Origin of the sequence: Bacillus luti (genome assembly GCF_009739945.1) — a bacterium.
In the GTDB taxonomy this organism is placed as follows: Bacteria; Bacillota; Bacilli; order Bacillales; family Bacillaceae_G; genus Bacillus_A; species Bacillus_A luti.
In genome coordinates this window covers 2,684,256-2,698,076 of sequence record NZ_CP040336.1, presented here as the reverse complement: position 1 = coordinate 2,698,076, position 13,821 = coordinate 2,684,256, and the positions used below count along the sequence as shown (strand labels likewise).

Annotated in this window: 13 protein-coding genes, 2 pseudogenes and 1 other annotated feature; of the genes and pseudogenes, 10 read left to right on the top strand and 5 right to left on the bottom strand. The window is 31.2% G+C overall.

Annotated elements, in window-relative coordinates:
• Nucleotides 1–17: 17 nt before the first annotated feature.
• Nucleotides 18–767: pseudogene (locus tag EUC40_RS13820) on the top strand (aminoglycoside phosphotransferase family protein).
• A gap of 89 nt (nucleotides 768–856) precedes the next feature.
• On the opposite strand, the gene EUC40_RS13815 reads toward EUC40_RS13820, so the two are convergent.
• Entirely contained in the window at nucleotides 857–1,804 is a 948-nt protein-coding gene (locus EUC40_RS13815) for a phosphotransferase enzyme family protein (protein WP_187130352.1), read from the bottom strand.
• Nucleotides 1,805–1,931: 127 nt separating this feature from the next.
• Between EUC40_RS13815 and EUC40_RS13810 the strand changes: the two are divergent.
• A pseudogene (locus EUC40_RS13810) lies at nucleotides 1,932–2,733 on the top strand (AraC family transcriptional regulator).
• Nucleotides 2,734–2,747: 14 nt separating this feature from the next.
• Here EUC40_RS13810 and EUC40_RS13805 read toward each other — a convergent pair.
• Nucleotides 2,748–4,439 carry a M3 family oligoendopeptidase gene (locus EUC40_RS13805; protein ID WP_156575686.1) on the bottom strand — a complete coding sequence of 564 codons (1,692 nt, stop codon included), beginning with the start codon at nucleotides 4,437–4,439 and terminating at the stop codon, nucleotides 2,748–2,750.
• Between the two features lie 226 nt (nucleotides 4,440–4,665).
• Here EUC40_RS13805 and EUC40_RS13800 point away from each other — a divergent pair, with 226 nt between their 5' ends.
• The 3 genes from EUC40_RS13800 to EUC40_RS13790 all read left to right on the top strand — a co-directional run bounded on the left by EUC40_RS13800 (nucleotide 4,666) and on the right by EUC40_RS13790 (nucleotide 6,784).
• The gene (locus EUC40_RS13800; protein ID WP_156575685.1) at nucleotides 4,666–6,045 is read left to right on the top strand and encodes an aminotransferase-like domain-containing protein; all 1,380 of its coding nucleotides are present in this window, start codon (nucleotides 4,666–4,668) and stop codon (nucleotides 6,043–6,045) included.
• An 11-nt stretch (nucleotides 6,046–6,056) separates the two neighbouring features.
• A complete protein-coding gene (locus tag EUC40_RS13795) occupies nucleotides 6,057–6,404 on the top strand; it encodes a carboxypeptidase regulatory-like domain-containing protein (protein WP_156575684.1) in 348 nt (115 codons plus the stop codon).
• 176 nt (nucleotides 6,405–6,580) lie between these two features.
• Nucleotides 6,581–6,784: a hypothetical protein gene (locus EUC40_RS13790; protein ID WP_000290888.1), complete on the top strand. Its 204-nt coding sequence runs from the start codon at nucleotides 6,581–6,583 to the stop codon at nucleotides 6,782–6,784.
• 27 nt (nucleotides 6,785–6,811) lie between these two features.
• Here EUC40_RS13790 and EUC40_RS13785 read toward each other — a convergent pair whose 3' ends face one another.
• A complete protein-coding gene (locus EUC40_RS13785; RefSeq protein WP_156575683.1) occupies nucleotides 6,812–7,054 on the bottom strand; it encodes a hypothetical protein in 243 nt (80 codons plus the stop codon).
• 202 nt (nucleotides 7,055–7,256) lie between these two features.
• On the opposite strand from EUC40_RS13785, the gene EUC40_RS13780 reads away from it, so the two are divergent.
• The 3 genes from EUC40_RS13780 to EUC40_RS13770 all read left to right on the top strand — a co-directional run bounded on the left by EUC40_RS13780 (nucleotide 7,257) and on the right by EUC40_RS13770 (nucleotide 9,554).
• Nucleotides 7,257–8,114, top strand: a complete 858-nt coding sequence (locus EUC40_RS13780) for an NAD-dependent epimerase/dehydratase family protein (protein ID WP_071712166.1) — start codon at nucleotides 7,257–7,259, stop codon at nucleotides 8,112–8,114.
• Between the two features lie 55 nt (nucleotides 8,115–8,169).
• Nucleotides 8,170–8,667, top strand: coding sequence for a DUF421 domain-containing protein (locus EUC40_RS13775; RefSeq protein ID WP_071712165.1), 498 nt, complete (start codon nucleotides 8,170–8,172; stop codon nucleotides 8,665–8,667).
• A 257-nt stretch (nucleotides 8,668–8,924) separates the two neighbouring features.
• Nucleotides 8,925–9,554, top strand: a complete 630-nt coding sequence (locus tag EUC40_RS13770) for a class I SAM-dependent methyltransferase (RefSeq protein ID WP_156575682.1) — start codon at nucleotides 8,925–8,927, stop codon at nucleotides 9,552–9,554.
• Between the two features lie 344 nt (nucleotides 9,555–9,898).
• On the opposite strand, the gene EUC40_RS13765 is transcribed toward EUC40_RS13770, so the two are convergent.
• Both EUC40_RS13765 and EUC40_RS13760 read right to left on the bottom strand, forming a co-directional pair.
• The gene (locus tag EUC40_RS13765) at nucleotides 9,899–10,600 is read right to left on the bottom strand and encodes a class I SAM-dependent methyltransferase (RefSeq protein ID WP_156575681.1); all 702 of its coding nucleotides are present in this window, start codon (nucleotides 10,598–10,600) and stop codon (nucleotides 9,899–9,901) included.
• A complete protein-coding gene (locus tag EUC40_RS13760; RefSeq protein WP_156575680.1) occupies nucleotides 10,597–11,499 on the bottom strand; it encodes an SMP-30/gluconolactonase/LRE family protein in 903 nt (300 codons plus the stop codon). Before EUC40_RS13760 ends, EUC40_RS13765 begins: the two co-directional genes overlap by 4 nt.
• 140 nt (nucleotides 11,500–11,639) lie before the next feature.
• Between EUC40_RS13760 and EUC40_RS13755 the strand changes: the two genes are divergently transcribed.
• On the top strand, nucleotides 11,640–11,810 hold the full coding sequence (locus EUC40_RS13755; protein WP_149175311.1) for a DUF2197 domain-containing protein: 171 nt from the start codon (nucleotides 11,640–11,642) through the stop codon (nucleotides 11,808–11,810).
• A 70-nt stretch (nucleotides 11,811–11,880) separates the two neighbouring features.
• Nucleotides 11,881–12,137 (top strand) — a binding site (T-box leader).
• An 83-nt stretch (nucleotides 12,138–12,220) separates the two neighbouring features.
• Nucleotides 12,221–13,774, top strand: coding sequence for a lysine--tRNA ligase (lysS, locus tag EUC40_RS13750; protein WP_156575679.1), 1,554 nt, complete (start codon nucleotides 12,221–12,223; stop codon nucleotides 13,772–13,774).
• Nucleotides 13,775–13,821 lie beyond the last annotated feature (47 nt).

Genomic DNA, 13,821 nt, shown 5'->3' with positions numbered 1-13,821 from the left:
TACAGGAGGGAAATGAAGTGAATCTAGGTAATCCGATTGCAAAAGGGAATACAGCGGAAATTTATCTATATGATAATAAGATTGTGAAATTATTTAAAGACTATCTCCCAAATACAGAGGCTATAAACGAAACAAAAAAAACAAAAATATGCTTATTCATGTGAGCTACCAGTTCCGAACGTATTTGAAGTGACAAAAATACAAGATAGACAGGCAATTATTATGGAATATGTAAAAGGGGACAGTATTGGTGATCTCCTACTTAATAACCTAAATGAAGCAGAGCATTACATTGGCCTATGTGTTAATGAACAAAAAAGATTCATGCTATATGTGTGAATCCAGATGAAACGGAGCCAATGAGAGAAAGGTTAGAGCGTCAAATTAAATCTGTACATAGATTGGATGAAAATAAGAAGGAAAATATATTACAAAAATTAGATTCAATTGTATTTGATTCTAGGCTATGTCATGGAGATTTTCATCCATTCAATCTGATTTTGAGTAACGGTAACGTGAAAATTATAGATTGGGTTGATGCAAGTTCAGGTGATGTTCGTGCAGATGTATTTCGTACATACTTATTGTACGCTCAGGCATCAGTAGAATTAGTTGAAATGTATTTACATATTTATTGCAAAAATACCAGCTTATCAAGAGATGAGATTTTTCAATGGGCTCCTATTATTATTGTAGCTAGATTGTCAGAGAAAGTATCTCCGGAAAACGCAGTATATTTAAATGGATTATTAGATCAGTATGTATAAGTGAAAAATAAATACAATTTAGTAAGCAAGTAATTACCCTTATTTAGGATGTTGTTTAAATACAATACTGTAGTTAAACAACATCAGCTTTACATATTGATATAGGTATACTTATTTTCAAGTTTCATTCTATAAAGATTCATTATCCGTACTTGTTCCTCAGTTAATTTTTCTTTCTCCCAATACATATGCATTAAACTATATTCAAATATCTCCTTTAATTTTATAAACAAAGGAAGTTTGTCTATCATTTCTTTAGGTAATTCATTTTCTTCTTGATACCCATCAAGTATTGCTTTTGTAATTAAATTCTCATAGTCCACAATATTTCCATTGCCGGCAAATGAGTATTCTATCGCGCTATAGATTGGAACCGCTAAATCGAATATGTAAAAATGTTTTTCACAGTCTTGAAAATCAATCATTGTTAAGTTTAAATTATTATCAACTAAAACGTTTTCCAACCATAAATCTCCATGGATCAGGCCGTAGTTCGTAGATGTTTTTGGCAGATTTTTTATGGAAGATAAAATATCAGATGCAATTTCTCTAATAATAGTCTCTTCTTTAGGAATATACTTAAGAAAATTGTATTCTTCATTTTCATACCAATCGTTAATATGTTTTACCGGTTTGGTATTTCCAAAGTTGTTAGATATACGATGCAACTTACCAATTTGTTGACCAAGCTTTTTAAATACATTAGCATTCCATTCATTTCTTGGTAAATGTATCCCAGGAGCAGCTTTATATACTACGGTAAAAATCTCCTTGTCTAATGTTAATTTCTCAACTAAATTTCCAGTTAGTGAAGGTATTACGGGAGGAACACCTAAGCCATTTTGATATAAAAAGTTTGTAAATGTAACTTCTTCTAACTGTTCTTTATACGTTTTATAGTTTGTAATTCTAATGAAGTAAGTACCTTGTTCCGCAAGACATCGATACATTTCATTTGTTATGGATGTAACACTTATAAAATCTAATGGATATTGCTCATTAAGTAAGTGGAGTATTTCTTTTTTTAATTCGTTCATTGTAATTTCCTTTCCATACATAAATTTTCAATTAGAAACTAAACATCTCTTAATGTACAAAATTCGTGTTTTAATTTTTGAAATCCTTTAAAATTGATATAGTAGAGCTTTTAAAAATGTTTTAGGAATAAATCCAAGAGAATTTCAAGCCTATTCAATCATTTTTTAAACTCAATATCAATATAGAAGGGGAGTTTAAAATGAATATTTCTAGAAAAGTAGAGGTTGAGCAGTTACGAAATGCAAAGAGGGAGCTGTTTGATAAAGATGTACTTCACATATTAAACGGTCAAATGATGTATGAAGAGTTTAAAAATGAAAAGCTAATGGGTGAATCTGATTATGCACCATTTAACGAAGCGATGTGTGTAAATCGCGTTACTACACAAGCTTTTGATGAAGAGTTTATTAAAACAAGAGCAACGGGGCATAATAGTGCAGTTGAGGATTATATACAAAAGGTTATAGCTCCATTAAATAATCTTTTTAAGAATAAATATGAATGTATTGTTTTATGGTTTGGTGAGGATATGTTTTGCCAAATGAATCTACTTACAATACTTGCATACCTTGAACAGTCAGGTTATGAGGGGAGAGTGGTTTTAAATAGCTTTAAAGAGGATGAATTCAAAGTCAGTCAAATTGAAATGAAGTTAGGTAACTATCACTCTGTATATACAGAAGTATTAGTGAATCATAGGAAACAATCTGTAGAGTTACTTCCAGTAATGTATCAGGCTGTAGACTTATATTTAGAAATGTTAAAAGATGATAATGATGTAATAAAATTTATCTCCAAAAATAAAGATTTATCAACGCAAGAATTATTAATAAAGTTGTTTCATCTTTTTCCAACAATCGGATATGGAGATTTTCAGTACATAGAATTAATCAATAAAATAAAAAAGAAAGCTGCACCTAAAATATAGGTACAGCTTTTTTCTTATATTTGTTCCAATAATTCTAATTCTTTTTCTACAAATGACATGAGTTCTTTAATGGTTTCACCTGAAAAATCAAAACGAATGCCGGCTGTCTCATATACTTCTTTTATTGATTTTGAGCTTCCTAGCGATAGTGCCTTTTTATAATTTTCTAGAGCTTGGTCCGGATTGTCTTTATATTGTTTATACATTTGCAACGCACCAAGTTGAGCAATTGCATACTCAATATAATAAAATGGCACTTCAAAAATATGGAGTACAGGTAACCAACTCGTTGCTATCCAGTTTTCGTAGCCATTAATATGTATGACGTTAGACTCATAAGTTTTTTGAAGTTGTAAGTATTTTTCATTTCTTTCTTCAGAAGTATGACTCGGATTTTCATAAAGCCAGTGTTGAAATTGATCTACGATAAGCATAACAGGTAAATATGAAATAACATCTTTAAAGAAGTTAATTTTCGCTTGTTTTAAATCTTTTTTGTCTGTATAGAAAGTTTCCCAGAAGTCAATTGAGAATAATTCCATTGTCATACTAGCTAGTTCAGCTGTTTCAGCGGGAATTTCTATATATTGTCGTAAATCTAATGGTTTGATGAGTTCGTTATGAATGCTATGACCCATTTCATGTATGAAAGTGATAATATCATCTTGCGTATAGTTTAAGTTCATAAAAATAAAGGATAATTGAGAAGCTGGTAAGTACTCACAAAATCCACCAGATGCTTTTCCTTTGCGACTTATTAAATCGAGGCAATCATGTTCATGCATTCGGTTTAAAAGTGCTGAAAATTCAACATCTAGTTTATTGAAGATGTGAGTGCTTTTTTCAATTAAATCATTTTCATTTGCAATAGGTGTAAGTACTTTTTCATCTGGGGCTACAGCTGTTACATCCCATGGACGAAGCGTATCCACTTGCAGTTTTTCTTTTTTCTCTTGTAATATTTTATCTTTAAGTGGTATAACGTACTTACGTATTGATTCAGCTAGTTCATAGCAATCTTCGGCTGTATAGTCAAAGCGTTCGTATTTCTTAAACATATAATCACGATAATTCTCTACTTGAATATTTTTCGCCTTTTGATGGCGAATTTCAATTAATTGATTTAAGATAGTTTGGAGTTCTTTTTCGACAGACAAGAATTGTTCAGAAATAATTATTTTTGCTTTTTTACGGATTTCACGATTTGGATCTTGTAAATATGATTGTAATTCTGTAATTGTTTTTTCTTTGCCGTCCCAAATTCCACATAATCCTCCTGTAATTTCAAAGTACTCTGTTACTAATTTGTCTTCTTTAATTTCTAAATCGATGTTTTCCTCACAGAATAGCGTTTGCGCATTTTTTATTTTAGCATCTAATAAACCATATAATTTATAATCTAATTCCATTCGAAAAGGTGACTGTAAATATGTATTATGAAATAAGTTTTGGTAACGTTTTAAAAGGGGTCTTACAAACTGTTGATCATATTCAAAGGTATCTTTTATTTCTTTATTATCTGTATTACATTGAAAGGCAATATAATGTGATCTTAATTGTTCTTCGATTTCCCAAATTAATTTAGATTGTTCTTTTAACCAATTTTCAAGGTCTTGCTTTGAAGAAATCTCTTCACGTAATAAAGTCGAAAGAGCTTGTTCTAATTCAAGTACATTACTAATATCAATCGTATTTAAGCGCTGCATTATATATCCCTCACTTTTTATTTATTCATGGAGATATTCTATTTATTAATTGTAAATCCTTTTTGAAGTGAAATAATTGTTAAATAATGTTAAATTCCATATTTTTAGAAGGGAATTATAGGTCATAGTAAAAAGTTGTATGTAATTGCATAAGAAATCTAAATGAAAACTCAAAAAGTATGTTAATTAAGCTGTAGCGATACAAAACTAACGAAGAAGGTGTGAGATGTATAAGTATTTACATGTTTTAAATGACCTAGAAAATATGATTCAAAATGGAGAGGTAAAAGAAGGGAAGAAACTACCATCTATTCGGACACTTGTTTCACAATATGAATGTAATAAGGCAACCGTTATACGTGCATTACAGGAATTAGAGAAACGTCATATTGTTTATTCCGTCCCTCAAAGTGGCTACTACGTTGTTAAGAAATCTGGAAGTATGATAGAAAATAACGAGATAATTGATTTTGCTTCTTCAGCACCAGATCCAGATGTTTTTCCATATTTAGATTTTCAACATTGTATTAATAAGGCTATTGATACTTATAAAAATGCTTTGTTCGTTTACGGCACACCGAAAGGGTTACCATCTTTAATTCCAGTTATTCAAAAACAACTAGCAAACTATCAAGTTTTCACAAAAGAGGACAATATTTTTGTCACATCAGGTGTGCAGCAAGCACTTGCTATATTAACTTCTATACCGTTTCCGAATGGAAATGAAACTGTATTAATTGAACAGCCAACATATCATCTATATATTGATTATCTAGAAATAAATAAAGTTCCTGTAATCGGTATTAGACGTACGAATGAAGGTATCGATTTGAATGAATTGGAACAAATATTTCAAACTGGAAAAATAAAATTCTTTTATACGATACCGAGATATCATCATCCGCTTGGAACGTCTTATTCTAAAGGTGAGAAAGAAAAAATTGTACTACTGGCGAAGAAATATAATGTATTTATAGTAGAAGATGATTATTTAGCTGACTTAGAAAATGATTCAAAAGCAGATCCGTTATATAGTATAGATGATTGTAACCATGTAATATATTTGAAAAGTTATTCGAAGATTATTTTTCCGGGTTTACGCGTCGGTGTAGCAGTTATTCCGCCAGTGATCGCAAATGATTTCCATAAATATAAAAAGATATTAGATATTGATAGTCCCATGATATCTCAAGCAGCTTTAGAGATTTATATAAAGAGCGGCATGTTTGAACGTCATAAAAATAAAATTAAAGTTTCTTACTATAATAGGTCAAAAAAATTAGCAACAGTATTAGAAAAAGTACAAAATGAAAACCCACATTTATTTATATATAAAAAGCAAAGTATATTGGGAATACATACTTGTTTAGAATTACAGAAACATATAGTTACAGAAACCCTTATGGAAAGTTTAAGTGGAAATCAAATAAAAATCGATTCTATTGATAAAAATTTTATGAAGGATTTTCCTAAAGAAAAATTATTAAAGTTAAACGTATCAAATGTAAAAGAGCAGAAAATTGAAGAAGGTATTTACAAAGTACTAGAAGAAATCAAATTATTAAGACATCTAGATTTTCAATTTAAGAAAGAACAACACAAATAAGGAGGTGGATTGTGAGACGTAAAATAATTCTCTTACTTGTAAGTATCGCTATAGTAATTGGAGCCATGATTATTACTAAATATTATAAAGAAAATGATAAGTGTATAGCAATTGCTAAGTATTCAAAAGGTGTTGTCATAGATCAAAATAACGAACCTATATTTAATGTGAAAATTTATGAAGATACTATTAAAGACAAGGAACGCAGTATTTCAAATGCAGATGGTGAATTTGAAATACAACATGGTGTTTGTGGTAAGATTGTATTACAATTTGTTACACCAGATGGAGAAACCTATACGAGGAAATATGATAGCAACCATATACCAGAAGTGATAAAACTGAAGTATAAAAAGTAAGGGGGATAACACGTTACCATTACGAGGAAAATGTGTTGAATTAACATTTTTTAGAGCACTCAATAGCTGAGTGCTCTTTTAGTTTATGTCATAAGTATATGAACTGGAAATAAACTACCAATAAATGATATTCTTAAAATAAAGCTTATATTTTGAATAGAAGGGTGATGGAGTTTATGGCGGTACGTATAGTCGATGATTTACAGCAATTATCGTTGTTACTTATGTTTTTGAGTACATTCATATTTTACAGATATTTAAAGAAGGTTAAACGAGAGAGAAAATTGACTCGTTTTGAATGGACAATGTATTTTGTTACTCAATTTGCGACATTAATTTGGGCAATGACTTATTTTATTAAACACTTAGCTGAATCGTAATGTTTATTCATTTAATCTAGTTTACAGTTATCTATTAGGGATATAAATATAGTCTGTGTCTAAATCGATGACAACATCGCTCGTGCCGGCTTCTTGTAGTGACTTTGGAATAATTTCATAATGATAGTGCATACAAAATAAACGTAGAAGATCCTCATTAGATAACTCTTCATTTTTTACATTTAAATACATTGCTTTTAACTTGTTAAGAGAACAATTACGGCCAATAACATACTCATTAATTCTATATCCATCAAATTCGATTATCATGTTATCACTGTTGGTTGCTAGCCAACGTTATAGCTTAAATTTTGGATGAAACATTCACATTAATTATTATTATAAATAGTCCAATAGGTACTGTGAATACATGTTTGTAAAAAAAGAGGATATTTATGGAACAATATAAAATTGTCACATTCCTCACATATATTTCGTTACATTTATGATTATTAAATGAGGGGGAATGTATATGAAAATATTTATAGCAGGTGCAACGGGTGTAATCGGACGTTCTTTATTGCCTATGTTAATAAAAGAGGGGCATACGGTATTTGCAATGATTCGTAATGAATCGCAAGTAGAGGAAATGAAGAAATTTGGTGCTATCCCAGTAATAGCTGATATATTTAATCGACAGGCTGTATTTTCTGCACTAAATGAAACAACTCCTGATGTAGTGATTCATCAATTAACGTCATTGTCTACGTGGAATTTTGAGGATAATGCCAAAATTAGAATCAAAGGTACTCGTAACCTTGTTGATGCAGCTAAAAATGTAGAGGTAAAGAGAATGATTGCTCAAAGTATTTCATGGGCGTATGAACCAGGAGAAACACTTGCGACAGAAATAGATTCATTAGACATTGCTGCCCCTATGCCTAGGCAGCTGACTATTGATGGCATATTAAAATTAGAACAAGCTGTTTCGGAGTTACAAGAAGCGGTTATACTTCGTTACGGTACGCTATATGGTCCAGGTACATGGTATGCGGAAAATGGATTAATCGCAAATCAAGTTCGTAATAATGAAATTATCGCATCAGACGGGATAAGCTCGTTTATACATGTCGAAGATGCTGCTAGGGCAGCTATGTTAGCTCTTCATTGGCCTGCAGGAACTGTAAATATTGTAGATGATTTTCCAGCAACAAGTAAAGAGTGGTTACCGATATATGCAGCTGCAATTGGGGCGCCGGTTCCAATAGTTCAAGCTGGGAAGATTAGTTGGGAAAGAGGAGCTTCAAATAATAAAGCACGTAAAGAGTATGGGTGGGAGCCTTTATTTTCATCATGGTCTGAAGGGTTTAAAAACTTGGTAAGTATGTAAAATACAACTTTAATGGGAATGATAGTAACATACACCATTAAAGGATTGGGCTATTATGAATGTTATTTTAGAAAGCATTGTATTAATTCTCACTGGAATAATTGTATTAAAAATGACAGGTAGTAAATCTGTTAGTCAAATGACAAGAGCTGAAATAATTATAGTAGTATCAATTGGACGTATTATTGTAGAGCCTGTATTAAGTAGGAAAGTAGTCCCATCTATATTTGCAGCTATTATATTTGCGAGCATACTTCTTATCATTCATATCTTTGAATTGAAATTAAAGAAGGTGGAACAATTCCTAAATGGCAGTAGCATTGTAATAGTAGAAAACGGAGAGATTGTAATAGAGAATTTGATGAAGGCAAAAATGTCGGAACAACAACTTTATATGCAATTAAGAGAAAAAGGAATTCATGATTTAAAGATTTTACAACAAGTTACAGCTGAACCGAATGGGCGTATTGGTTATCAATTAATAGAAAAAGCTCAACCAATAACTTTAGAAGTGTTAGAAAAAGTAATAGATCAGTACAATACAAAAAGATAATTTCTCTTGAGAAAAGCCAATATTCTAACAGAAGTATTGGCTTTTTTATTTTTTTACAAACGTAAGGATTAATAAAAAATGGGTGGATTTTAAACCAATCATTATAATAGATATAGGCTTATAATTATGCTATATTCAATGGACCTATATTGAATGTGGTAAAAAAATTAATTTGGCATAGGTAGCAGCAACGTTAAAATTTATAAGTTTGTAATGTGATACTAAAAATGAGATAAGAATAAGGAGAAAGAAATATAATGGAATTTTGGGAATCAAGTTTTATAGAAAAACAAACGATGTGGGGGTTTGAACCTACAGATTCTGCAATTTTGACAAAGGATTTTTTCCTTGAAAAAAACGTTAAGGATATTTTAATTCCGGGTATTGGATATGGTAGAAATGCAAAGGTTTTTATCGATAATAGTATAAATGTCACGGGTATTGAAATTTCAAAAACAGCCATTGATTTAGCAAAGCAAAACGGATTAGAAGGTATTAGTATACATCACGGTTCAGTAAACAATATGCCTTTTGATAGTAAACTGTATGATGGGATATTCAGTCATGCACTTCTTCATTTGTTGAATAAGCATGAGCGAGAGAAATTTATTAAAGATTGTTATAATCAGCTAAAACCAGGTGGATATATGGTTTTTACAACGGTTTCTAAAAAAGCTCCAATGTACAGAAAAGGAAAAGAGTTGGATCAAGATTATTTTGAGGTAATGGAAGGTGTAAAAATGTTCTTCTATGATCCGGAATCTATAAACCAAGATTTTAATAAGTATGGATTGGTACAAGTTTCGGAAATTGATGAACCGAATAAGAATATGGTAGATAAACCTTCAATCAATTTCATAATGATAACATGTCAGAAAGAACTATAAATAAAAGTTATTAAGAATTATTAAAGATGTTTATATATTGATTATGCACAAATAAAAAGGACAAGCATATAATATAAATACCTTTTAACTTTAGGTAACCTTAACTTTCGTTAATAGGGCATCTCAAAATCCCCAAAAGAGCACTTGCGGAAACAAGTGCTCTTTTATTTATCCCGCTTTAATGGGCAGTAAGACCCCCACCTCAAAATTCAGCGAAAGCAAAGAAGTTAGGTGGGGATCAACTGCCCATAAAAGTCCGATTGGTGAAGGCTAATAATCAGTGGGGGATGAAGAAAACCCCCACTGATTAAAGTTTCACTTTATTAAGGATGACTTTTAAAGTTTTATTTCTGAACGACAAATGTAATCGCATTTGTTTTTAATTGAATATGTCTTTCATTTCGAACTATATCATAAGCTAATTCTTTTATTTCAACTTTTATTTCTTTCCATTCCTTATAAATGCTTTTTAAAGTATTTATCATTTCTTCTGTTGAAAGATTAATTTCAATTAAAGCATCTAATTCTTCATTCGTTTTTAAATCAATTTCTTGTATGTTCGAGTTAATAATTAAACAATTAATACCACCAGTCTTTGTACCTTTTTTCATAGAATGGAGCACATTTGTTAAATCTTCTTCTGATTTAACATGCTCTAAACTGGATACTGCAACGATATAATCATAAGTGTTAGAGGCAATATAGTAGTTTTCAATTGCTGCTTGTTCTGTTTTTATAACCTCGAATACATCATGTTCTTTGCTATAAATTTGTAGCTTTTTTAAAGCGGAATCAAGCAAGTCAACACATGTAACAGTACCGCTAGTATTTTTTATCTTTTGTGCAATTGGAATGCTATTTCTACCGACGCCAGAGCCGAGGTCAAGTACTTGCAAGTTTTTTTGTCCTGCAAAGTGATCTATTAAGTCCATCACCGTTTTAACTGGTTTGCTAAGCCAAGATCCAGCTTCAAACAGTTTATATTGTTCATAGCAAAGATCGTGATATTTCTTTTCTTCTTGTCTTATGTATTCGATACGGTTCATATTGTTTCAGCTCCAATATTTTTATTGCAAAATTCATATGTAGGACAACCTTTAATATTTGTTTGAATTCGAAAGATACCACCTGCATGTGGATAGTCCTTTAATTCGTCATCTGTCATTCTTGTTCTGGCTGTTGTAACATATAAATCTGTTAAATTAGGCCCTCCAAATGTACACGACGTTACATATAACGCTGGAATTGGGATACTTAATATTTGGTCTCCAGTTAAAGGATTCCATCTAGTAATCTTTGAACCTCCCCAATGTGCAATCCATAAACAACCTTCTTCATCAATTGTCATACCGTCGGGTAGCCCATCATTTTCGTGGAAAATGATTACATCAATTGGATTGAGAATTTTTCCAGTATACTTATCATAATGATAGCGAACCACTTTTTTAGTAGGTGTATCAATATAGTAAAGGTATTTATGGTTGGGTGACCAAGCAATTCCATTTGATGTATTTACATGTGAAACTTTTTTCTCTACGCTCAAATTATTATTTAAACAATACAAAGAACCTGCAGTATTAATACCATATGTATCTGTAGTACCTGCCCAAAAGCGGCCAGCTGGATCACATTTTCCATCATTAAAACGGTTTTCTATTAAATGTGATTCAGGGTCAAAAATATGTGTCAATTTTTCTGTATATACATTAATAGAATAAAAGCCGTTTTCCATAGCTAAGAGTAGTACGTCCTCTAAATATGGAACAACACAACCAATTTGTTGATTGAGAGTGATTACTCGGTTCGTATTAGCGGTAGGATTATATATGCATAATTTTTTCTCCATAATATCAACCCAATATAAAAGCTGCTTTTTCTCATCCCAACATGGTCCTTCAGCTAAACTTGCTTTAGCATCCAAAACTAATTCTATATTACTGAACAAGATGTTCACCTCGTTTTATAAGATATTTATATAATTCGATAAAAATAGAGGTAAACCTTTAGTAAGAAGATATTAAGATTTGTAAGGTAGACAATCAATCTTCTAAAATTATTGAAAAGTGTATAAACACGGAGAGGAAAATGCATATGATGTTTTATGAGATTGTTTGCTTTTCTTGTAAGAACATATTTCGTGTTTACGAAGGTAGTGAAAAATATAAGAGATTTAAAGAGAAACCAAAAGGGGCATATTGTTGTGATGAGTGTAGCCACAAAATTCAATTAGAAGCGATAAAGCATTTTTTTAGATAGTTATATATTCTGTTTAGAAAAGTTTGACAATAAAAGTGTTATAAATTATCATATAAAAAAACTAATATTTAAAATGGCATGGAAGAGAAGAGTAGTTAAGAAAGAATACGTACAGAGAGCTCTGGTAGCTGAGAAAGAGCAGTATACATCTTAATGAAAAAAGACTTGGAGCTGCGCAAGGAACTAATTTGTTTAGGGATGGTGCGACGGGTTCTCCCGTTATAGAGATAGGGTATAAGCATATTTTGCCGTACCTGAAGAGGTTAATATGGTGACATATTAACAAACTGAGGTGGTACCGCGAAGCTAATAACTCTCGTCCTCAAGATGAATAATCTTGGGGGTGGGAGTTTTTTTATTGCAAAAAAATGAAAATGTGAGAACAAAAATATAATTGAGGTGAGTAGTATATGCATTGGGCGTATGAAGTAGCACATGAATTAATTAGAAAACATCCAAACAAAGAAACTTTTGTTTGCGCTTCAGGAATTAGTCCATCTGGTTCTGTTCATATCGGGAACTTCCGTGAAATTGTAACGACTTATTTCGTTGTAAGAGCGCTTAAAGATTTAGGGAAAAAGACTCGTTTCATTTTTTCATGGGATGATTATGACAGGTTTAGAAAAGTCCCTAAAAATATTGATCCATCTTTTGCTAAATATATTGGTATGCCATACTGTGATATTCCAGATCCATATGGATGTCATAACTCATATGCGGAGCATTTTGAAAAAGAGTTTGAAAAGTCGCTCCAAGTATTTGGGATTGAAGTGGAATTCATATATCAAAACGCTGAGTATAGAAGCGGAAGGTATAACGCAAATATATTAGAGTCTTTATATAAAAGAAAAGAAATATATGATATTTTAATGAGTTTTAAAACTGGGGAGTGTAGTGAGGAAGAACGAGAGAATTTTTATCCGGTTACATTATATTGTGAGAAATGCGGGAAAGATGCAACAACGATTACACATTTTGATGAAGTATTGAAAACAGTTCGGTATGAATGTGAATGCGGAAATCAAAATGAATTATCAATATTAAATACAAATAAAATGAAACTGAATTGGAAAATCGATTGGCCGATGAGATGGATGATTGAGGATGTTGTTTTTGAACCGGGCGGCAGAGATCATTCATCAGAAACAGGTAGTTATAATGTATCAAAGGAAATTGCGAGGGAAGTATTCAATCGTGAAGCTCCACATTACGTTGCTTATGATTTCATTGGAATTAAAGGGAATCATGAAAAAATGTCTAGTTCCTTAGGGAATAGTATTACACCTAGCGAGTTGCTAAAAGTGTATTTGCCCGAAGTGATTCTATTTATGTTTGCAAAATATAGGCCAGACGCAGCGTTTCATATCGGTCTTGATGAAGATGTGATTCGCAATTTTACAGAGTATGAACGATTAAAAGATAGTTATAAAAATAAAATGCTCAAAAATGAAGATTTATTTGATGCAATGAAGCTCTCTAGAGCTGATAGCCGAGTTAATGAATATCCGAAATTTAATCAAGTAGCAGGAACGTTACCATTATTACATTTTGATTCATCTATTTTACAAAGTATATTAGAAAAAACAGATAGAAGTTATGCATTACCTGAAATGATTGCAATAAGTAATCGGGTGGAATATTGGATTAGAAACTTTCAATCTGAAAAATTAATTACAGTAAATCAAGAGAGAAATATAGAGTTTTACAACACATTAGATGACAGGCAGAAAGGATGGTTAGTAGAAGTTTGCAAAACACTTCGTTCTAATAACGATTACTCTAACTTAATGGAACAATTGTATTCGATTTGTCATCATGAAGATAAAAAGATAATGAAAGAAAATCAAAAACAATTATTCACCATTATATATAAGCTCATTATGAATCAATCAAATGGTCCTCGTATACCATTATTGATACATGTGGTAGGCATAGAAAAATTAATCACATTATTAGATTTCTAAAACATAGTGAAAAGCAACGCAAGTACCCAAATTTCTAAGCACTTGCG

What these genes read in the sequence shown, in the direction of transcription:
- EUC40_RS13785 (WP_156575683.1), bottom strand. Translation starts at nt 7,054, where the DNA reads ATGATAATCGAATTTGATGGATATAGAATTAATGAGTATGTTATTGGC.
- EUC40_RS13780 (WP_071712166.1), top strand. Translation starts at nt 7,257, where the DNA reads ATGAAAATATTTATAGCAGGTGCAACGGGTGTAATCGGACGTTCTTTA.
- EUC40_RS13765 (WP_156575681.1), bottom strand. Translation starts at nt 10,600, where the DNA reads ATGAACCGTATCGAATACATAAGACAAGAAGAAAAGAAATATCACGAT.
- EUC40_RS13770 (WP_156575682.1), top strand. Translation starts at nt 8,925, where the DNA reads ATGGAATTTTGGGAATCAAGTTTTATAGAAAAACAAACGATGTGGGGG.
- EUC40_RS13805 (WP_156575686.1), bottom strand. Translation starts at nt 4,439, where the DNA reads ATGCAGCGCTTAAATACGATTGATATTAGTAATGTACTTGAATTAGAA.
- EUC40_RS13815 (WP_187130352.1), bottom strand. Translation starts at nt 1,804, where the DNA reads ATGAACGAATTAAAAAAAGAAATACTCCACTTACTTAATGAGCAATAT.
- EUC40_RS13790 (WP_000290888.1), top strand. Translation starts at nt 6,581, where the DNA reads ATGGCGGTACGTATAGTCGATGATTTACAGCAATTATCGTTGTTACTT.
- EUC40_RS13800 (WP_156575685.1), top strand. Translation starts at nt 4,666, where the DNA reads ATGTATAAGTATTTACATGTTTTAAATGACCTAGAAAATATGATTCAA.
- lysS (WP_156575679.1), top strand. Translation starts at nt 12,221, where the DNA reads ATGCATTGGGCGTATGAAGTAGCACATGAATTAATTAGAAAACATCCA.
- EUC40_RS13755 (WP_149175311.1), top strand. Translation starts at nt 11,640, where the DNA reads ATGCATATGATGTTTTATGAGATTGTTTGCTTTTCTTGTAAGAACATA.
- EUC40_RS13775 (WP_071712165.1), top strand. Translation starts at nt 8,170, where the DNA reads ATGAATGTTATTTTAGAAAGCATTGTATTAATTCTCACTGGAATAATT.